Here is a 19,048-nt window from a genome sequence, read left to right on the forward strand (position 1 = left end):
CTGCAATTATTTGATCGTAAATAGTAAGGTCACCACCGATGCAACTTGAAAAGATGATTACCGAAGGCTCGAACGCCGCTTCGGCTGAAATTGACCGCGTATCGACGCTGGAAATGTGCCGGATTATCAACGATGAAGATAAAACCGTACCACTCGCCGTTGAGCGCGTACTGCCGGATATCGCCGCGGCGATCGATGTTATTCACGCCCAGGTAAGCGGCGGCGGTCGTCTGATTTATCTCGGTGCGGGAACATCCGGTCGTCTGGGGATTCTGGATGCCAGCGAATGTCCGCCCACCTACGGCGTGAAACCGGGTTTGGTGGTTGGTTTGATTGCTGGCGGCGAATATGCCATTCAGCACGCGGTGGAAGGCGCGGAAGATAGCCGGGAAGGCGGTGTTAATGATTTGAAAAACATCGGCTTAACCGTGCAGGATGTGGTGGTTGGTATTGCGGCCAGTGGTCGCACGCCGTATGTAATTGCCGGACTGGAATACGCACGCCAGCTCGGCTGCCGCACAGTGGGAATTTCCTGTAATCCGGGGAGTGCCGTTTCAACCACCGCCGAGTTTGCCATTACACCGATTGTAGGTGCCGAAGTGGTCACTGGTTCTTCGCGAATGAAAGCAGGTACAGCGCAGAAACTGGTGCTCAATATGCTCTCCACCGGGCTGATGATTAAATCCGGCAAAGTGTTCGGCAACCTGATGGTCGATGTGGTCGCCACCAACGAAAAACTGCATGTACGCCAGGTCAATATCGTTAAAAACGCCACCGGATGTAATGCCGAACAAGCGGAAGCAGCGTTAATTGCCTGCGAGCGCAACTGTAAAACGGCCATTGTGATGGTGCTGAAAAATCTCGATGCCGCAGAAGCTAAAAAACGCCTGGATCAACACGGCGGCTTTATTCGTCAGGTTTTAGACAAGGAATAACCCATGGCCAAAGAGATCAGCAGTGAACTTCTGAACACCATTCTTACCCGTGTCGGCGGACCGGGAAATATCGCCAGTTGTGGTAACTGTATGACGCGCCTGCGTCTGGGTGTACATGACAGTTCACTGGTTGATCCCGATATCAAAACGCTGGAAGGCGTGAAGGGCGTCATTTTGACCAGCGACCAGGTGCAGGTCGTTTTTGGGCCTGGTAAAGCGCATCGTGCCGCAAAAGCGATGAGCGAGCTGCTGGGAGAAGCACCGGTACAGGATGCCGCAGAAATCGCCGCCCAGAACAAACGTCAGTTAAAAGCCAAACAAACCTCCGGCGTGCAACAATTTCTCGCCAAATTCGCCACCATCTTCACGCCGCTTATCCCCGGTTTTATTGCCGCCGGTCTGCTGCTGGGGATAGCGACGTTAATTGCCACGGTGATGCACGTTCCGGCAGATGCTCAGGGCACGCTACCCGACGCGCTGAATTTTATGAAGGTGTTCAGCAAAGGTTTGTTCACCTTCCTGGTGATTCTGGTGGGCTATAACGCCGCCCAGGCATTTGGCGGCACGGGCGTCAATGGCGCAATTATTGCCGCACTCTTTTTGCTCGGTTATAACCCCGCTGCAACCACCGGTTACTACGCGGGTTTTCACGATTTCTTTGGTCTGCCCATCGATCCGCGCGGCAATATTATCGGCGTGTTGATTGCCGCATGGGCCTGCGCTCGCATTGAAGGCATGGTGCGCCGCTTTATGCCGGACGATCTCGACATGCTGCTGACCTCGTTAATCACCCTACTGATCACCGCTACGCTGGCCTACCTGATCATTATGCCGCTGGGCGGCTGGTTATTCGAAGGTATGTCGTGGCTGTTTATGCACCTGAACAGTAATCCGCTCGGTTGTGCGGTTTTAGCCGGGCTGTTCCTGATCGCCGTGGTATTTGGCGTGCATCAGGGCTTTATTCCTGTTTACCTCGCGTTAATGGACAGCCAGGGATTCAACAGCTTATTTCCCATCCTTTCAATGGCAGGCGCGGGCCAGGTGGGCGCGGCGCTGGCACTCTACTGGCGGGCGCAACCGCACAGTGCATTACGCAGTCAGGTACGCGGGGCGATTATTCCCGGTCTGCTTGGCGTTGGTGAACCGTTGATTTACGGCGTCACCCTGCCCCGCATGAAACCGTTTATTACCGCCTGTTTAGGCGGCGCAGCGGGCGGTTTGTTTATCGGGCTGATAGCCTGGTGGGGTCTGCCGATGGGCTTAAACAGTGCTTTCGGGCCATCCGGCCTGGTGGCGCTGCCGCTGATGACTTCCGCGCAAGGCATTCTTCCGGCAATGGCGGTTTATGCCGGTGGGATTCTGGTGGCATGGGTTTGCGGATTTATTTTCACCACGCTCTTTGGCTGCCGTAACGTCAATCTGGACTGATATTATGAAACGGACAATGCTCTATCTTTCTCTGCTGGCTGTCAGCTATAGCGTCAGCGCCGCAAAATACCCTGTTCTGACAGAAAGTTCGCCAGAGAAAGCAGGGTTCAACGTCGAACGGCTTAACCAGATGGATCGCTGGATTAGCCAGCAAGTGGACGCCGGTTATCCCAGCGTAAACCTGCTGATTATTAAAGATAATCAGATTGTGTATCGCAAAGCCTGGGGAGCGGCGAAAAAGTACGATGGCAGCGTGTTAATGGCGCAGCCTATAAAAGCTACCACCGGGACGCTGTATGACCTGGCCTCAAACACCAAAATGTACGCCACTAACTTTGCTCTGCAAAAGCTAATGAGCGAAGGCAAGCTGCATCCTGACGATCGGATTGCGAAATATATTCCAGGGTTTGCCGATAGCCCGAGCGATACGATTAAAGGCAAAAACACGCTGCGGATTTCTGACCTGCTGCATCACAGCGGCGGTTTCCCGGCGGACCCACAATATCCGAATAAAGCGGTCGCGGGCGCGTTATATTCCCAGGATAAAGGCCAGACGCTGGAGATGATCAAGCGCACGCCGCTAGAGTATCAGCCCGGCAGCAAGCATATTTACAGTGATGTCGATTATATGCTGCTTGGATTTATCGTCGAGTCGGTCACCGGTCAGCCGCTTGACCGCTATGTTGAAGAGTCGATTTATCGCCCGCTCGGCCTGACACATACGGTATTTAACCCGCTGCTGAAAGGCTTTAAACCGCAGCAAATTGCCGCCACGGAATTGAACGGCAATACCCGCGATGGAGTGATCCACTTCCCGAATATCCGCACCTCCACTCTCTGGGGTCAGGTGCACGATGAAAAAGCCTTTTATTCGATGGGCGGCGTTTCCGGGCACGCAGGTTTGTTTTCCAATACCGGCGATATTGCGGTGTTAATGCAAACGATGCTGAACGGCGGGGGCTATGGCGATGTGCAGCTGTTCAGTGCGGAAACGGTGAAGATGTTCACCACCAGCTCTAAGGAAGATGCCACTTTTGGCCTCGGCTGGCGCGTGAATGGTAATGCCACCATGACGCCGACGTTTGGCACGCTGGCAAGCCCGCAAACCTACGGTCACACAGGCTGGACCGGGACGGTGACCGTTATCGATCCGGTGAATCATATGGCGATTGTGATGTTAAGCAACAAGCCACATTCGCCAGTTGCCGATCCACAAAAGAATCCCAATATGTTCGTAAGCGGTCAGTTACCGATTGCAACTTATGGTTGGGTAGTTGATCAGGTGTATGCGGCGTTAAAGCAGTAATAAAAAGGCCAGTCAGTTGTGTTACTGGCTGGCCTTTAATCATCGAATCAGAAACGCTTACAGCGCCATCAGCTTGTCCAGCGACGGGGCGAAGTAATAGCCGCCAGTGACCGGTTTGGTGAAACGCAACATCGCGTCTCGCTTACCATCGGTATCGCCAAACATACTCAGCAGTTGCTGCTCAATGTTATGCAGACGCGCGCAGTAGGCACAGAAGTACAGACCGTGCGTACCACTGGCGGTGCCGTACGGCAGGCTCTGACGAACAATTTTCAGCCCTTTGCCATCTTCTTTCAGATCAACGCGGGTCAGGTGAGAAGTTTCCGGGCGTTCGTCGCCGTCGATCTCTTCGTTGGCCTCTTTGGTGCGCCCGATCATCATCTCCTGATCGTGAACGCTCATCCGGTTGAGCTGCTTCAGGTTGTGTTCCCAACGCTGGACAAACACATAGCTGCCGCCCGCATCCACGCCGTCTTTGATAACCGCCACTTCGCGACGCGTCTCTTCACCCGCCGGGTTTTCCGTACCGTCAACAAAGCCGCTCAGGTCACGCTCTTCAACCCAACGGAAGCCGTGGATCTCTTCTTTCACTTCAATGCAGTCGCCGAAAGCTTCCATCGCCGCCTGGGCGACAGAGAAGTTTACATCGTGACGCAGAGAAAGAATGTGGATCAACACATCGAACTGGGTGGTTGGCGCAAGGCCTTTACCGTAGCCCGGAAAATCTTTCAGCTCTTCAGCCCCAACGCCGCCGCTCAGAGCGCGCCAGGTGTTGTTACCAAAGGCAACCACCGCGCCAAGATGCGCGTCCGGGAACTTCGCTTCAAAAGTCGCCAGTTTGTCGGCAAATGTTTTACTGGCCGCACGCAGGGCATCAACTTCCCCTTTTACGTTGGCTTCGATCCAAATCGCCGCGCGGCAATGTTCTGGCAAAATGCCACTCTGAACCTGAGACATTGTTCCTCCTGAAAATAAGAATGCCACGCAATCCGTGGCATTGTTGGGCGCTATTTTACGTGTTTTTTCGCGGCGGCGGTTTGTTCAGACGCAAATTAACGCCGCCAGATAATTTTACTGACTTTCCAGTTTTTCAGGGTATCGTCCGAAGGCATTAACCCTTCAGGACCACTCCATTCCCCGCTGAACTGGTAGCTAATATGTTGACTGCCTTCGGCTTTACATTCGACGGCACGATTATCATCACCATCAGCTTTTTGGCAATTGCCAAATGCTTTGCTGTAAAGGTCGCTAAACGGTGTACCGATTTTAACACCGGTGTCAGCAGGAATATCGCTATCCAGCACGTCAATGCGACTGATCGTGCCTTGATCGCCGTTAATCACCATCGCCACGTTGTCGCCCTTCATCACTTCAAAAAAGCGCACCACGTTGCCGTTCGCGGTTTTCATTCCGCTGCGCAGGCGATAATCGCCATCAAGCGCATCGGCAATGGCTTGTTCTTGCAGTGGTGTGGACGCCGTTAATTCACCAACGCCCTGCTCGCTCACTTTGGTGGACGACCCAAACCAGTTCCACGGGTTAGCGGCAGACCAGTTAACTGACGACATCGTGGAACAGCCGGTCAGCATCAATGGCATAGCGCATAACATTAAACGCAGCGATTTCATGTCACTTCCTTTGGTTATTCAATAACGTTGCTTGGAGTGCAAATTCACCAAAAAGTGCCGTTATTCTTTTACTTCATTAAAACAAGCGCGTAAACGTCGATTGGTCAGCAGCCAGATTAACGCCACAATATCCGCCACTACCAGCGCCAGACCGATACCGCTAACGGATTCACCGTTCAGCCACAGCCACGGTTGCCAGCAAAGTAAAACCACCTGCGCCAACAGCAACAGAAAATAGAGTACACGCCAGGTGCGAGGAAACGTAGCCCGCCGACCGCTCAACAAAAACGCCAGCACCGCCGGAATGCCAGGAATCAGCCCCAGCCAGAAATTATCGTGATCGGGATAAAACAGATTTAGCAGCGCAGTACCCTGCTCACGCGACGCACCGGCAATGACAAACAGCACCCAGGTTCGCGCCTGAAGCAATAGCACAAGCCAGAAGAGCAAGGGTAAACGCAGGCGTCCGTGCGCATCATAATGGACAGGATGGAACTCAGTACTCTTCATCTTCAATCAAACGCTTACCCAGACTCAGCACGTCGGCGTGTTCATATCCCAGGCGTTCATACATTCCGAGCACCATGTCGTTATCTTCCGGCACATTGATCTGAATTTTCGGGCAGCCACGAGCAATCAGCTTTTTCTCCAGCCGATTAAGCAACGCATTGGCAATCCCACGCCCACGAAACTCTGGATGCACGCCAAGATAATAAGCAGACCCGCGATGCCCGTCATAACCGCCCATCACCGTTCCGACCACTTCACCGTTTACCTCAGCGACCAGAAACAAACTGACGTCATGGTTCATCTTACGCTCGATGTCCATTTCCGGATCGTTCCACGGACGCAGCAAGTCGCAACGCTCCCAAAGGGTGATGACCTCTTCGAAATCTTCCTGGCGAAATACGCGTATCTCCATGGTATTCGTTACCTTTTTGCGGGTTAAAAGGCTGATTATGGCGTGAACGGTCGAATTAGCCAATATCTGACGAAAATCGGTTGAAAAAGTGGCATAATGGGGAGTTGTCAACTATTGAAATGAAAAGTAAAACAATTCTCAACAGCAAACGGTCGTAACGGATTACGCGATACGATATAACATCTGGAACTTTATTATTACAACTCAGGCCGTATGAGCACTTTTAAACCACTAAAAACACTCACTTCGCGCCGCCAGGTGCTGAAAGCCGGTTTGGCTGCCCTGACGTTGTCAGGAATGTCGCAAGCCATCGCCAAAGACGAACCTTTAAAAACCAGCAACGGACACAGCAAGCCGAAAGCTAAAAAATCTGGCGGCAAACGTGTCGTTGTTCTCGATCCAGGCCACGGCGGGATTGATACCGGAGCGATCGGACGCAACGGTTCGAAAGAAAAACATGTGGTGCTGGCGATTGCTAAAAACGTCCGTTCCATTTTGCGTAATCATGGGATTGATGCGCGTTTAACGCGTTCTGGCGATACGTTTATCCCACTTTACGATCGCGTTGAAATCGCCCATAAACATGGCGCAGATCTGTTTATGTCAATTCATGCCGATGGCTTTACCAACCCGAAAGCTGCCGGTGCTTCGGTATTTGCCCTCTCTAACCGTGGGGCAAGTAGCGCAATGGCGAAATACCTGTCTGAACGCGAAAACCGCGCCGATGAAGTTGCCGGTAAAAAGGCGACTGACAAGGATCATCTATTGCAGCAAGTGCTGTTTGATCTGGTGCAAACCGATACTATTAAAAACAGCCTGACGCTCGGCTCGCATATTCTGAAAAAGATTAAGCCGGTGCATAAACTGCACAGCCGCAACACCGAACAAGCCGCGTTTGTGGTGTTGAAATCGCCGTCGGTTCCTTCGGTGCTGGTGGAAACCTCGTTTATCACCAACCCGGAAGAAGAGCGACTGTTAGGCACGGCGGCGTTTCGTCAGAAAATCGCCACAGCGATTGCTGAAGGCGTGATCAGTTATTTCCACTGGTTCGACAACCAGAAAGCACATTCGAAAAAGCGATAAGTTATGAAACCCGACGCACACCAGGTTAAACAGTTTCTGCTCAACCTTCAGGATACGATTTGTCAGCAGTTGACCGCCGTCGATGGCACAGAATTTGTCGAAGATAGCTGGCAGCGCGAAGCTGGCGGCGGCGGACGTAGCCGGGTGTTGCGTAATGGTGGTGTTTTCGAACAGGCGGGCGTCAACTTTTCACATGTCCATGGTGAGGCGATGCCTGCTTCCGCCACCGCTCATCGCCCGGAACTTGCCGGGCGCAGTTTCGAGGCGATGGGCGTTTCACTGGTAGTGCATCCGCATAATCCGTATGTTCCCACCAGCCACGCGAATGTGCGTTTTTTTATTGCCGAAAAACCGGGTGCAGAGCCCGTCTGGTGGTTTGGCGGCGGCTTCGACTTAACCCCTTTCTATGGTTTTGAAGAAGACGCCATTCACTGGCACCGCACCGCCCGTGACCTGTGCCTGCCATTTGGTGAAGACGTTTATCCCCGTTACAAAAAGTGGTGCGACGATTACTTCTACCTCAAACATCGCAACGAACAGCGCGGTATTGGCGGGCTGTTCTTTGATGATCTGAACACGCCAGATTTCGACCACTGTTTTGCCTTTATGCAGGCGGTAGGCAAAGGCTACACCGACGCTTATTTACCAATTGTAGAGCGACGGAAAGCGATGGCCTACGGCGAGCGCGAGCGCAATTTTCAGCTCTACCGTCGCGGTCGTTATGTCGAGTTCAATCTGGTCTGGGATCGCGGCACTCTGTTTGGCCTGCAAACTGGCGGGCGCACCGAGTCGATACTGATGTCAATGCCGCCACTGGTACGCTGGGAGTATGATTATCAGCCAAAAGATGGCAGCCCAGAAGCGGCGTTAAGTGAGTTTATTAAGGTCAGGGATTGGGTGTAACTCCCTCACCCCCATTCCCGCATCCGCTGATGCAACGTCAACGACGGCTTCTCGGCAAACAGCTGCTGGTAATCCGTGGCAAATTGCCCCAGATGCCAGAATCCCCACTGCATGGCGGCGTCTTTTACCGTTGTGCTTTGCGACCACGGGCTTATCAGTTCGCGGCGTACGGCGTTCAGGCGAATGCGTTTCAGCCACGCGTTTGGGCCAATGCCTAAAATAGCGTGAAACGCGTTTTGTAGCGTGCGGCGGCTGACATGCAGTTGATTACACAAATCCAGCACCGTCACCGGTTCGGACATGTTTTCCAGCACATATTCACGGGCGCGGGAAAGTAATCTACGGTAACTCTGATGACTGATGCTTTCCGCCGTCACCATTGGTTGCGCTTCTTCCAGCATCGCCCCCATCGCCATTAGCAAATTATCCCCCAGCACTTTTCGCACTGCAGGCTGATGAAGATTTTCCGGGTTCTCGCAAAACGTCGCCAGCGCCTGTTGGACAAAGCCCCACAGCGCGGCTTTATGCTGCTCTTTCACTTCCAGCGCCGACTGGCTACGCAACATATGTAATACCCGATCCGGATTATGCAAAAAGTTAGCCTGACGGGTGATGACATCTTCAGAAAGCACTACGCCCAGGATCGTGTAATCGTCCGGCGTACTTAATTCAAACTCGGTTCCACCAGGGCGCGTCGCTATTTCTGCGCTTCCCAGACATTGCGAACCGATAAATCCCTGCTCACCGCGCGTCGCCGGAATGCCAAACCAGAACGAGTTCGGCCAGACCAGACACGACTGACGCAGCGCCAGACCGGTGTATTCACGAAAAACCTGAATATCATCGAGTAGAATTTCCGTAAATTCACCATGAAACTTGCCCGGATGCAGCTGATCGTAAATCTGCTGCCAGGCGGTAATCGTTAAAGCATGTTCATAGACATCCGTTGTCTGTCGTTGATGAACATTATCCACTTCGACCTTCGGCGTGAGCTTCAGGTTTTCGGGTAAGGGTTCATGATAAAGATGGTGCAAATTGGCTGTACGGGTCTTTTTCATGATGTTAATGCCGGGTGTTGTAGGACACCCGGCACCTCCGACAGGTTAATGGGGCTTGAGACGATAACGACTACTGCGTTTACGTAACGTCCCGGCAGAAAAGAGCTGTTCGAGCGCATTTCTGGCTTTTTCCAGCGGCCAGCCAAAGTGGGCAGCCACTTCTCCTGCCGTCATTCCCTGACGTACTGATGTTAACAGCGCCAACAACTCGTCAGCAGATTCCGCAACGATAACTGGCGCGTCGGGTTCCTTTACGGGTTGCTTCGGCTGGCGGTTAAAGCCAGTAACCAGCCACTGGGTGTCATCGTCTGGCCGACCGATCTCCTTACGGCTGATGACACGCCCGGTACGCATCGCGGCAGCACAACCTGCGTCCAGCGCAGCACGACACGCCGCCAGATCGCCTTCCACCACCAGCGTTAAGCGACCAGGGTCAAGCACTTCGTGACTGAGCAGACGAACGTTAGCTGCTTTGAGCATGGCATCCGCTGCATCTATCGCGGCGACCATGCCGTCCACTTCCAGCAATCCCAGTGCATTGATCATCGGCAACCTCCGTTACGCACGCTGGATTGGATTACGCGCGATTTCCAGCACTGCATCGGTAAAGGCGTTACAGGCTGCTTTACACGCTGCCTGGCTACCAGTTAAAAATGCTGCCGAGTAGTTGGTTTCAGACGGTGGCGGGACATAGGTCACCAGCTGTACGTCGGCAGACTTCAGGGCTGCATCAATGCCATAGGTCGCTTCCAGCGGCGGTGCCACCAGATACGCCATCGGATCGCCAAGCGTGATCCCGGCGGTTGATGAGAGATAAGAACCGGTACGCGAAACTACATGTGCCAGGAATGCCGTATCTTGCGCGTCATTAGCCCACTGGAAAGCTGCGCCATTTTCAATATGCGCAACCATCGCATCCAGACCTGCACGCACTTCCGCCGGGTTTGGTCCACCAAGCATAATCAGCACTTCACCGGCAGTCGGTGACGGGCCGTGTGCAGCGCCCGCATACAGCGAGCGGCCATACACCACTTCCACCATCGCCTGCTTGGTCGCTTCATCAGCGGCAATGTAGGTGACGTCATCGGAGTCGGCAGAAATCAGACCGAGGCTACGAATATGCGGCGGCAATTTCAGTTCACGCGCAAAATCGGCGTTAACGGAGGCAATCACCCGCATAGCGGTGACAGACGGTCGAATCAAATCTAAAGCTGGCATGATGCCTCCTTATCGGGTCATGTTGATGCCGGATGCTTTCTGCTCCAGCATACGTTTCGCCAAATCCACAATGACGGCTGCGGCTTCAACCGGCGGCGTGCCGCCCTGGTGAATGTTAGAGATACAGGTGCGATCGGCCTCAACGGTGGTCGCCATACGCGGCGAGTAAACGGCGTAGCAGGAGAGGCTTTCTGACTGCCCTAACCCCGGACGTTCCCCCACCAGCAGGATCACCACTTTCGCGCCGAGGATCTCACCGATCTGATCTTCAATCTTCACGCGACCATAACGAACAAAGAATGGCGTGCCGACTTTCAGCCCGGCCTGTTTCAGGCCCGCCATCAGCGGCGGCAGGATCTCTTCGTAGTTCACAGTGATGGCATCAGTTGACAGGCCATCAGAAATAACGACCTGTACGTCCGGATTAGCAACACACTGTGCTTTCAGCGCTTCAACAGCTTCTGCACACAGGCGGCGGCCCATATCCGGGCGAGTCAGGTAGAGATTTTTGTCGCTAATTTCAGAGCGTACTTCCAGCAAGCCCTGCGCTTTCACCCACTCTTCCGGCACTTCTTTAAGTACGGTATCTTTCGAACGAGAGTGATCGGCCAGGAAACGCAGCAACGCCTGGGTACGCGGACGCGGACCGGCACGACCGGTACAAACGCGGGCCACGGTGCTGCGACGCAGTTCTGTTAACACATCCGCACGATGTGGGTTTTCAACACCAATCCACGCTTTTGCTTCCGCAGAACCTAAATCCAGCGCGCAGCTTTCCGAGGTCACCGGTGCCGCACAGGTGGTGGTGGTGCACTTTGCTTCTGACGGCGCGGTGGCCGTTTGTCCCATTGACGCCATCACGCTGCGTACAATTTCTTCAATCTGTTTTTGATCCATGATGTGTTATCTCCGCGTCATCAGAAGAACAGTGACGGATCGCCCGCCCGTTTGGTCAAGCGACCGTTTGCCATAATGCCCATGCTTTCCAGCCAGCGTTCAAACTCCGGTGACGGGCGCAGGTTGAGTAACTGACGCACAGTGGCAGTGTCGTGGAAGGCCGTGGTCTGGTAGTTGAGCATGATGTCATCGCCCAACGGCATCCCCATGATGTAGTTGCAGCCTGCGGTGGCGAGCAGGATCATCAGGTTTTCGTTGAGGTTCTGGTCAGCGTCAGCGTGGTTGGTGTAACAGCAGTCACAGCCCATAGAGATGCCGCTCAGCTTGCCCATAAAGTGATCTTCTAAGCCCGCACGGATAATCTGGCGGTCGTTGTAGAGATACTCCGGCCCAATAAAGCCGACCACGGTGTTGACGATAAACGGATCGTAATGACGCGCCAGCCCATAGTTACGTGCTTCCATCGTCACCTGGTCTGCGCCGAAGTTAGCGCCAGCGGATAGCGCTGAACCTTGTCCGGTTTCGAAGTAGAGGCAGTTTTCCCCGGCGATACGGTTGAACTCTGCACCCACTGCGCGCGCTTCGTCGAGCATCGCCAGTTCCACGCCAAACTCTTTCAGCCCTTTTTCACTGCCACAGATACTCTGGAAAATCAGCCCGCCTGGTGCGCCACGACGAATCGCTTCGATCTGAGTGGTGACGTGCGCCAGTACGCAGCCCTGAGTTGGGATGTTGAATTTGTCGATCACGCCATAAATGGTATCCAGCACGCGGCTTAAGTTTTCCACGTCGTCAGTCACCGGGTTAACGCCGATCACCGCATCGCCCACCCCGAAGGAAAGCCCTTCGTAGATTTGCGCGGCGATACTTTGCACGTCGTCACGAGTGTCATTTGGCTGCAAACGGGCGCTGAAGGTGCCCGGAATACCGATGGTGGTATTGGCCTTTTTGATTACCGGCATTTTCTTCGCGCCGTAGATCAGGTCCGCGTTGGAGCAAATCTTCGCTACCGCCGCGACCACTTCCGAGGTCAGCCCTTTGCGGGTAAAGGCAATGTCGTCCACGCTGGTTTCATCGCTCAGCACATACTCACGCAGTTCGCTGATGCTCCAGTTTTTAATCTGGTTGTAGGCCGTTTCGTTAACATCGTCCTGAATCAGCCGCGTCACGCAGTCATCTTCATAGGCAATCACCGGATTATTGCGGATGTCCGCTACGGTCATTTCCGACAACACCTGCTTTGCCGCCACGCGCTCCTGTGAGCTTGCCGCTGCGACGCCCGCCAGCACATCCCCCGAACGCAGTTCGTTGGCTTTAGCCAGCACCTCTTTTACATCCTTAAACTGATATACATTGCCGAACAATGTGGTCTTTAGTTTCATAAGTCGTTCCCTCAGGAAGGAAATGCGAGTGATTTCACCGTCACCGGCACAACCGATCCGCCAAAAAGAGGCGTACCAATGTCGATATAGTCCCCCGCGCGGACAATCACTTCGTCAATGACTGCCAACGGGAGTTGTTGTAGCTGTGGGCGCAACAACATGCCCAGAGCTTTACCAAAGTCCTGCCCGGCCACCACCAGCAGGGGATGCGGATTCGGAAAACGCGCGACGAAATCGACCAACGCGTTGATGACCGTCAGTACCGCGGCGTAACGCACAGGCAGCGAGGCGGGAAGCGCCAGCACGTACGCGTCAGTTTTGGGATCAAGATCCAGTTGAATCAGCGCCTGTTGCCAGGCACTCACCAGATCCGTTTCATCAATCGGGATCGCCACCGGCAAATTGCGCAGCGGCAGTTGTACGCCCTCAAGCCAGATTGTGCTGCCAGAGAGCGAAAGGGTATGTGCCCCCGCGCCAATCACCGTGGCACGCACGGTTTGCGCCGGAAACTGCACGTTCATCTCACGCAGGCGCGGATGGTCATGCAGCGCCGTTGCCAGAAGCGGGCCAATATCGGCAAAACAGAACGGGTCGGCGAGCTGGTGGCGATAACATTCGCCCACGCCGCCAGAAAGCGTAATGATTTCGGGCGTAACACCTGCGGGCAGCAAACCGGTTTGCATCAATGCCTGCGCGAGCGGCGAGAGCGTTCCGTCAATCACTTCGACAATCAGCTCTGCCATCCGCCGGGTAACCTGCACCAGCTGCGCGCCGGTCAGCGAACGGGCGTCGGTGCCTGCGCCGAAGCACTCATCCACAATCATCTGCCCCGGTTTATGAGCGTAAACCACGCGCCCCTGGCTGTCGGTTTCCAGCAGGCGACCACCGACGTTGAGGCAGGCAGTGCCGCTGATTTTTCCGGCATCGAACAGGGCGTAGTTCGCGGTGCCACCGCCGATGTCGATATTCAGTACCCGACACAGCCGTTGTTCAGAAAGGGTTTGTGCCCCGGCTCCGTGACCGGCGATCACGGATTCGAGGTGCGGCCCGGCGCTGGCAACGACAAAATCGCCCAGCGACTGAGAGAGCGCCATCACCGCCGGGCGAGCATTGCGGGTTTTCGCGCTTTCACCGGTGATGATGATGGCACCAGAATCAACGCTTTCCGGTGCAATGCCCGCAGCCTGATATTGCTCTAAAATCAGCGATTTCAGTTCCGCTTCTTTTAAATCACCCTGTTTATCGACAGGGGTAAAGAACACCGGGCTTTGCCAGCTAATTTCGCGTTTGATGAATTCGTAGCGCGGCACCTGCGACACCGCCGCACGGTTAACCAGTTCCAGGTGGGAGAAAATCACCTGGGTGGTGGTAGTGCCGATATCGATACCGACGCTCAGTAGCTGGCGAGTGTTCACGATTGTGCCTCCGCTTCGGTTTTAGCTGCGGTCGCGTCGTCTTTTGGCACCAGCATCATCGCCACGCCAATCGCCGTTACGCCGCCGATCAACTTGCCGACAATCATCGGGAAGATCATGGCATTCATGTTGGCAGCGGCGAACCCTAAGTGGTCGCCCAGGGCGAAAGCAGCAGAAACGGCGAAGGCGCAGTTGATGACTTTGCCGCGGGTATCCATCTGCTTCATCATGCCGAACATCGGGATGTTGTTGGCAAGCGTTGCCACCATGCCGGCTGCCGCGATGTTGTTCATATTCAGCACTTTACCGACGCTCATCAGCGGTTTTTCAAACCAGCGGGTCAGCAGCAGCACCATCGGATACGCCCCTAACAGAACGCAGGAGATAGAACCGATAACTTCAATGGCGCGCATCACCTCACCGGGTTTATCGCCAGGGGCCATAAAGATAGGATCCAGACCGGGGATCAGTTCCCAGCCAAGCAGGAATTTCACTACCGCAGCGGCAAGACCGAGGGTGATCAATGCAACGAGGAATTTGGCGAAGATCTGGAAGCCGTTGATCATTTTTTCCGGGATGAATTTCAGCCCCAGCGCCACCAGAATCGCAACAATGATCACCGGGATCATGTTCATCAGGATCAGGGCGAAAGTGAATTCCACCGGCTGGCCGTTGATCTGCACACCGGAGTACATAGCTACCAGACCACCAGCGATACAACCAATCGGAATGGTCACAATGCCCGCCAGCACGCCGAGCGCCAGATAACGACGGTCAGAAGGTTCGATAATGCCGAGCGCCACCGGAATGGAAAACACAATCGTTGGCCCCATCATCGACCCGAGAATTAACCCAGAGTATAGCCACGCTGCTACGTCGCCGCCCGCCAGCTCTTTGGCGAGGAAGAAGCCGCCCATATCGCACGCCAGCAGCGTTCCGGCGAACATTGACGGGTTTGCGCCGAGCATTTCGTAAACCGGGATAATTACCGGCCCGAGTACGTGAGCCAGTACCGGTGCCAGCGCGGTCATACCGACCATCGCCAGGCCCAGTGCGCCCATTGCCATAAAGCCTTCTTCGAACTGACCGCCTGATCCTTCGATACTTTTACCGAACTTACCGAGGAAACGAGCAGAACCGCCGAACTGCGACAGGATCCTGTCTACGGCAGCTATCAGCATAAAGAACATCATGATGTACATGATGATTTCGTTAATTCCCATCGCCTTTACTCCCTGTTAGTTGTTATTTATTAGCGGATGCGGCGTGAAAACCTTATCCGCCCTACATGTGCAATCCCGTAGGCCGGATAAGACGCGGCAAGCGTCGCATCCGGCAATTGCACCGCGCCACTGGCGGATGCGGCGTGAACGCCTTATCCGCCCTACATGTGCAATCCCGTAGGCCGGATAAGACGCGACATGCGTCGCATCCGGCATTTATTGCGCCGCTGCGTACAGGCCGACAATCTGCTCCAGGCTGGCGGTACGCGGGTTGCTGCGCAGACAAATATCTTCCTGCGCGGCCTGCGCCCATGCACCGTAATGCGCAGATGTCGCGCCAACATCGCCCAGTCGTTTACCAATCCCAACTTCCGCAATCAGCTCACTTACCGCGTTAATAGCGTCACGATCGTCGGATTTTTTAGTTCGCAGTGCCCGACCAATCTGACTAAAGCGTTCACGACAAACCATCCGGTTAAACTCCATCACCGTTGGCAGCAACATAGCGTTCGCGAGACCGTGCGGAATATGCAGCGCCGCGCCCGGCTGATGCGCCATCGCGTGGCACAACCCAAGACCCGCACTGGAAAACGCCATTCCCGCCATACATGAAGCCAGCAACATGCTCTCGCGCGCGGCAAGGTCGTGACCGTAGCCCACCGCTTTCGGCAGCGATTTGCCAATCATCGCAATGGCACCAATCGCCAGACTGTCGGTAAACGGTGTAGCGTTCAGGGCGCTGTATGCTTCAATGGCATGGGTTAACGCATCAATGCCGGTCATCGCCGTGACATGCGACGGCACACCTTCGGTCAATGCGGCGTCGAGGATCGCCACATCCGGCATCAGCGAGGCATGGGCTAACACCTGCTTGCGCCCGCTCACCGCGTCGATAATCACCGTTACATTGGTGGTTTCAGAGCCGGTTCCGGCGGTAGTTGGAATGGCAATCAGCGGCAAGCGCGGTTGCAGAACGCTGGTTTCTGACATCTCTGCCAGCGTGCTATCCGGGTTCGTCACCAGCAACGCCACGGCTTTCGCCGCATCCAGCACCGAGCCGCCGCCAAATGCGATCACCCCGTCACAACCTGACTCACGCAACTGCGCCACGGCTGCACACACGTCGGTAATGCACGGTTCGCCCACCGGACATGGCCAGAGCGTCATGGCGATACCTTTAACGGCCAGGCTACGCGTCAGCCCGGCGGTCATCCCTGCCTGATGCAAAAAGCTGTCTGCCATCACGAACAGATGTTTCAGCCCACGCGTTTGCGCTTGCTGTCCGCAACTGCTCACCGAGCCCGGACCGCAAAGCGTCACCGGTGGAACGCTAAATGTTTTTACCCGTTGCAGATTCAGGGTATCGAACGCCTGAAAGAGCGCGGTCTGCAATTCATTTTGCATATAGCCCCTCCGCTTTCTCTCGCCCACTACTGGCGATCGCCAGCGGGGTCATAAACAAACTGTGCTGCGGTAAATGCACCTGTAACGCCGGGAATTGTTTGCGAAACAGTTCCGCCACGCCCGGTTGCATACAAGAGCCGCCCGCCAGCCATAAATCAGTAATGCCCTGCCCTTCAATATGCCGGGCGACAATGTCCGCCATTTTTTCGTACACCGGTTTCACCGCAGGCCAAATCTCGTCACCGTGACCGCGCTTGTACTGCTCCGCCTCTTCCAGCGAAATACGGCGATTTCCGGCGAGAGTCAGAGAGATGTGATGTCCGCCGGTGGCTTCATCCGCCGAGTACGTCACTTTGCCCTTTTTCACGATGGCAATGCCGGTAGTGCCACCGCCGATATCCACTACGCCTGCGTTATCCAGTTGCAGTAGATCCGCGACTGCGGTTGGCTCATCCAGCACATGGCTCACTTCCAGCCCGGCAGACTCCAGCACGTTGATGGAAATATGCGGGTCCGTACCTGGAGGAAATGAAGTCGCCGCATGGCTAAAACGACGACCGAATTGCTGCTCGAGCGTGTCGAGATGGCGACGAACAATGGTGACCGCGCCGAAGAAATCCCAGACGATGCCGTCGCGAACCACATCGGCCCAGTCGAGGCATACCGCCACTGGCTGACCGTCGCGGTCGACAACCATCGACACCACATCGCAGGTGCCCAGATCCACCCCCAGCCACAGCGGAGATTCCGTCGCGGCGGGCGTCTGGTTACATAGCGTTGCCGCCGTTTGCAGACGTGGGGTGAGCCATTGTTCGTCGTGCGCCATCGGTTACTCCTTAAACAATGCGAAACGCATCGACTAATACACAGCGACGCAGACGGACAAACGTCCGCGCGCTGGTTACCCCTTCACCGGTTGGCGTGGTGATGGTCATGGTGGTCCAGCCTTCCCCGCCCAGCCCCAGCCCGGCAATGCACGGTCCGTTCTTAACGAAAATGCTGGTATCAATAGCATTCGCCATCTGGTTCATGTTTTCGATGTTGCGCGAGTGCATTGCCGCCGTGTGGTGGCAACCGCCCTCCAGTTTCACCGCTAGCGCAATGGCATCCGCCACGTTGGCGACGCGCACGACGGGCAACACCGGCATCATCAGTTCAGTCACGGCAAACGGATGTTCTGCGGTGGTTTCCACAAACAGCAGGCGCGTTTCTTGCGGAACTTTAAGGCCGATTGCCGCCGCGATTTTGCCTGCGTCGCGACCAACCCAGTCACGGCTGACGGTGCCTTTTCCGCGCTCGTCGATATTTTTCAGCAACACCGGTTGCAGCTGCTGCGCCTGTTCTGCGGTCAGTTTCACCGCGTGCTGGCCTTCCATCAGACGCATCAGTTCATCGGCTACGCTATCAACAACAATCAGTACCTTTTCGTCGGCACAAATGATGTTGTTATCGAAAGACGCGCCTTTGACGATGGACTGAGCAGCACGGGCGAGGTCAGCGGTTTCATCCACCACTACCGGCGGGTTGCCAGCGCCTGCGGCAATCAGACGTTTATTGGTGTGTTTACGCGCCGCTTCTACTACCGCTTCGCCGCCGGTCACCACCAGCAGGCCGATACCCGGAAACTTGAACAAGCGTTGCGCGGTTTCGATATCCGGATTTGCCACAGTAACCAGTAAGTTTTCCGGCCCGCCTGCGGCAACAATCGCCTGGTTGAGCAGCGTGATCGCCCGCTGGGAGACTTTTTTCGCCGCCGGATGCGGGGCAAAAATGACGCTGTTGCCCGCGGCAATCAGGCTGATGGCGTTATTAATTACGGTTGCCGCCGGGTTAGTGGACGGCGTCACCGAAGCCACCACGCCCCAGGGCGCGTTTTCAATTAAAGTCAGGCCGTTGTCGCCCGTCAGCACTTGCGGAGAGAGACACTCAACGCCTGGCGTGCCGCGTGCCTGAGCGACGTTTTTGGCAAATTTATCTTCAACGCGACCCATGCCGGTTTCACTGACGGCAAGTTCCGCTAAATCTCTGGCGTGTTTTTCGCCTGCTTCACGAATGGCAGCAATGGCTAACTGGCGCATTGCCACGCTCTTTAACCCTTGCTGGGCAATTTTGGCTGCCGCAACAGCGTCATCCAGGGACGCGAAAACGCCCATCTCATGAACGGCGGCGGGCGGCGTGTCACTGCTTTGCATTTTCAGCAGTACCGCTTTCACCACCTGTTCAATATCCTGTTGATTCATGATGTT

At 55.1% G+C, this 19,048-nt stretch carries 19 protein-coding genes; 5 read left to right on the forward strand and 14 right to left on the reverse strand.

From position 1 onward, the window contains the following. Nucleotides 1–38: 38 nt before the first annotated feature. From murQ to pbp4b, 3 genes are read left to right on the forward strand one after another with little or no spacing between them, the layout of a single operon-like run. Nucleotides 39–935 (forward strand): N-acetylmuramic acid 6-phosphate etherase, encoded by an 897-nt coding sequence (murQ, locus tag HUZ68_RS16110; protein ID WP_021557059.1) that lies wholly within the window; start codon nucleotides 39–41, stop codon nucleotides 933–935. Nucleotides 936–938: 3 nt separating this feature from the next. Beyond that, a complete protein-coding gene (murP, locus tag HUZ68_RS16115; RefSeq protein ID WP_001040450.1) occupies nucleotides 939–2,363 on the forward strand; it encodes a PTS N-acetylmuramic acid transporter subunit IIBC in 1,425 nt (474 codons plus the stop codon). 4 nt (nucleotides 2,364–2,367) lie between these two features. Beyond that, complete coding sequence (gene pbp4b / locus HUZ68_RS16120) at nucleotides 2,368–3,669, forward strand: penicillin binding protein PBP4B (protein ID WP_239593927.1); 1,302 nt, start codon at nucleotides 2,368–2,370, stop codon at nucleotides 3,667–3,669. A gap of 57 nt (nucleotides 3,670–3,726) precedes the next feature. On the opposite strand, the gene yfeX is transcribed toward pbp4b, so the two are convergent. The 4 genes from yfeX to HUZ68_RS16140 form a co-directional block, all read right to left on the reverse strand. Beyond that, nucleotides 3,727–4,626, reverse strand: a complete 900-nt coding sequence (yfeX, locus tag HUZ68_RS16125) for a porphyrinogen peroxidase (RefSeq protein WP_000084590.1) — start codon at nucleotides 4,624–4,626, stop codon at nucleotides 3,727–3,729. 95 nt (nucleotides 4,627–4,721) lie between these two features. Continuing rightward, nucleotides 4,722–5,297, reverse strand: a complete 576-nt coding sequence (locus HUZ68_RS16130; RefSeq protein WP_000838945.1) for an RpoE-regulated lipoprotein — start codon at nucleotides 5,295–5,297, stop codon at nucleotides 4,722–4,724. 60 nt (nucleotides 5,298–5,357) lie between these two features. After that, a complete protein-coding gene (locus HUZ68_RS16135) occupies nucleotides 5,358–5,807 on the reverse strand; it encodes a DUF2919 domain-containing protein (RefSeq protein WP_000842944.1) in 450 nt (149 codons plus the stop codon). Continuing rightward, nucleotides 5,794–6,219 carry a GNAT family acetyltransferase gene (locus HUZ68_RS16140; RefSeq protein WP_000406000.1) on the reverse strand — a complete coding sequence of 142 codons (426 nt, stop codon included), beginning with the start codon at nucleotides 6,217–6,219 and terminating at the stop codon, nucleotides 5,794–5,796. The genes HUZ68_RS16135 and HUZ68_RS16140 overlap by 14 nt, the downstream gene beginning before the upstream one ends. A gap of 213 nt (nucleotides 6,220–6,432) precedes the next feature. On the opposite strand from HUZ68_RS16140, the gene amiA reads away from it, so the two are divergent. Continuing rightward, nucleotides 6,433–7,302, forward strand: coding sequence for an N-acetylmuramoyl-L-alanine amidase AmiA (amiA, locus tag HUZ68_RS16145; protein WP_000102891.1), 870 nt, complete (start codon nucleotides 6,433–6,435; stop codon nucleotides 7,300–7,302). 3 nt (nucleotides 7,303–7,305) lie between these two features. Beyond that, nucleotides 7,306–8,205: an oxygen-dependent coproporphyrinogen oxidase gene (gene hemF, locus HUZ68_RS16150; RefSeq protein WP_000801388.1), complete on the forward strand. Its 900-nt coding sequence runs from the start codon at nucleotides 7,306–7,308 to the stop codon at nucleotides 8,203–8,205. 5 nt (nucleotides 8,206–8,210) lie between these two features. On the opposite strand, the gene eutR is transcribed toward hemF, so the two are convergent. The 10 genes from eutR to HUZ68_RS16200 all read right to left on the reverse strand — a co-directional run bounded on the left by eutR (nucleotide 8,211) and on the right by HUZ68_RS16200 (nucleotide 19,042). After that, nucleotides 8,211–9,263, reverse strand: a complete 1,053-nt coding sequence (gene eutR / locus HUZ68_RS16155; protein ID WP_000753709.1) for an HTH-type transcriptional regulator EutR — start codon at nucleotides 9,261–9,263, stop codon at nucleotides 8,211–8,213. 45 nt (nucleotides 9,264–9,308) lie between these two features. After that, the gene (gene eutK, locus HUZ68_RS16160) at nucleotides 9,309–9,809 is read right to left on the reverse strand and encodes an ethanolamine utilization microcompartment protein EutK (protein ID WP_001295463.1); all 501 of its coding nucleotides are present in this window, start codon (nucleotides 9,807–9,809) and stop codon (nucleotides 9,309–9,311) included. A gap of 12 nt (nucleotides 9,810–9,821) precedes the next feature. After that, a complete protein-coding gene (gene eutL, locus HUZ68_RS16165; RefSeq protein ID WP_001111027.1) occupies nucleotides 9,822–10,481 on the reverse strand; it encodes an ethanolamine utilization microcompartment protein EutL in 660 nt (219 codons plus the stop codon). A gap of 9 nt (nucleotides 10,482–10,490) precedes the next feature. Further along, nucleotides 10,491–11,378, reverse strand: a complete 888-nt coding sequence (gene eutC / locus HUZ68_RS16170) for an ethanolamine ammonia-lyase subunit beta (RefSeq protein WP_077039423.1) — start codon at nucleotides 11,376–11,378, stop codon at nucleotides 10,491–10,493. A gap of 20 nt (nucleotides 11,379–11,398) precedes the next feature. Further along, complete coding sequence (gene eutB, locus HUZ68_RS16175) at nucleotides 11,399–12,760, reverse strand: ethanolamine ammonia-lyase subunit alpha (protein ID WP_000769961.1); 1,362 nt, start codon at nucleotides 12,758–12,760, stop codon at nucleotides 11,399–11,401. 11 nt (nucleotides 12,761–12,771) lie between these two features. Beyond that, a complete protein-coding gene (gene eutA / locus HUZ68_RS16180) occupies nucleotides 12,772–14,175 on the reverse strand; it encodes an ethanolamine ammonia-lyase reactivating factor EutA (protein ID WP_215261794.1) in 1,404 nt (467 codons plus the stop codon). Next, a complete protein-coding gene (gene eutH, locus HUZ68_RS16185; protein ID WP_000512370.1) occupies nucleotides 14,172–15,398 on the reverse strand; it encodes an ethanolamine utilization protein EutH in 1,227 nt (408 codons plus the stop codon). Before eutH ends, eutA begins: the two co-directional genes overlap by 4 nt. A gap of 216 nt (nucleotides 15,399–15,614) precedes the next feature. Further along, entirely contained in the window at nucleotides 15,615–16,802 is a 1,188-nt protein-coding gene (gene eutG, locus HUZ68_RS16190) for an ethanolamine utilization ethanol dehydrogenase EutG (RefSeq protein WP_001330930.1), read from the reverse strand. Then, nucleotides 16,792–17,628, reverse strand: a complete 837-nt coding sequence (gene eutJ, locus HUZ68_RS16195) for an ethanolamine utilization protein EutJ (protein WP_069912897.1) — start codon at nucleotides 17,626–17,628, stop codon at nucleotides 16,792–16,794. Before eutJ ends, eutG begins: the two co-directional genes overlap by 11 nt. A 10-nt stretch (nucleotides 17,629–17,638) precedes the next feature. Continuing rightward, entirely contained in the window at nucleotides 17,639–19,042 is a 1,404-nt protein-coding gene (locus HUZ68_RS16200; RefSeq protein WP_001075665.1) for an aldehyde dehydrogenase family protein, read from the reverse strand. Nucleotides 19,043–19,048: the final 6 nt, after the last annotated feature.

The organism is Shigella dysenteriae, from assembly GCF_022354085.1.
Lineage (GTDB): Bacteria > Pseudomonadota > Gammaproteobacteria > Enterobacterales > Enterobacteriaceae > Escherichia > Escherichia coli.

Bases quoted from the DNA above. Each gene is read 5' to 3' on its own strand.
- eutJ (WP_069912897.1), bottom strand. From the start codon at position 17,628: ATGGCGCACGACGAACAATGGCTCACCCCACGTCTGCAAACGGCGGCA.
- eutC (WP_077039423.1), bottom strand. From the start codon at position 11,378: ATGGATCAAAAACAGATTGAAGAAATTGTACGCAGCGTGATGGCGTCA.
- eutL (WP_001111027.1), bottom strand. From the start codon at position 10,481: ATGCCAGCTTTAGATTTGATTCGACCGTCTGTCACCGCTATGCGGGTG.
- eutR (WP_000753709.1), bottom strand. From the start codon at position 9,263: ATGAAAAAGACCCGTACAGCCAATTTGCACCATCTTTATCATGAACCC.
- HUZ68_RS16130 (WP_000838945.1), bottom strand. From the start codon at position 5,297: ATGAAATCGCTGCGTTTAATGTTATGCGCTATGCCATTGATGCTGACC.
- hemF (WP_000801388.1), top strand. From the start codon at position 7,306: ATGAAACCCGACGCACACCAGGTTAAACAGTTTCTGCTCAACCTTCAG.
- HUZ68_RS16140 (WP_000406000.1), bottom strand. From the start codon at position 6,219: ATGGAGATACGCGTATTTCGCCAGGAAGATTTCGAAGAGGTCATCACC.
- eutK (WP_001295463.1), bottom strand. From the start codon at position 9,809: ATGATCAATGCACTGGGATTGCTGGAAGTGGACGGCATGGTCGCCGCG.
- murQ (WP_021557059.1), top strand. From the start codon at position 39: ATGCAACTTGAAAAGATGATTACCGAAGGCTCGAACGCCGCTTCGGCT.
- HUZ68_RS16200 (WP_001075665.1), bottom strand. From the start codon at position 19,042: ATGAATCAACAGGATATTGAACAGGTGGTGAAAGCGGTACTGCTGAAA.
- eutH (WP_000512370.1), bottom strand. From the start codon at position 15,398: ATGGGAATTAACGAAATCATCATGTACATCATGATGTTCTTTATGCTG.
- yfeX (WP_000084590.1), bottom strand. From the start codon at position 4,626: ATGTCTCAGGTTCAGAGTGGCATTTTGCCAGAACATTGCCGCGCGGCG.
- HUZ68_RS16135 (WP_000842944.1), bottom strand. From the start codon at position 5,807: ATGAAGAGTACTGAGTTCCATCCTGTCCATTATGATGCGCACGGACGC.
- murP (WP_001040450.1), top strand. From the start codon at position 939: ATGGCCAAAGAGATCAGCAGTGAACTTCTGAACACCATTCTTACCCGT.
- eutB (WP_000769961.1), bottom strand. From the start codon at position 12,760: ATGAAACTAAAGACCACATTGTTCGGCAATGTATATCAGTTTAAGGAT.
- pbp4b (WP_239593927.1), top strand. From the start codon at position 2,368: ATGAAACGGACAATGCTCTATCTTTCTCTGCTGGCTGTCAGCTATAGC.
- eutG (WP_001330930.1), bottom strand. From the start codon at position 16,802: ATGCAAAATGAATTGCAGACCGCGCTCTTTCAGGCGTTCGATACCCTG.
- amiA (WP_000102891.1), top strand. From the start codon at position 6,433: ATGAGCACTTTTAAACCACTAAAAACACTCACTTCGCGCCGCCAGGTG.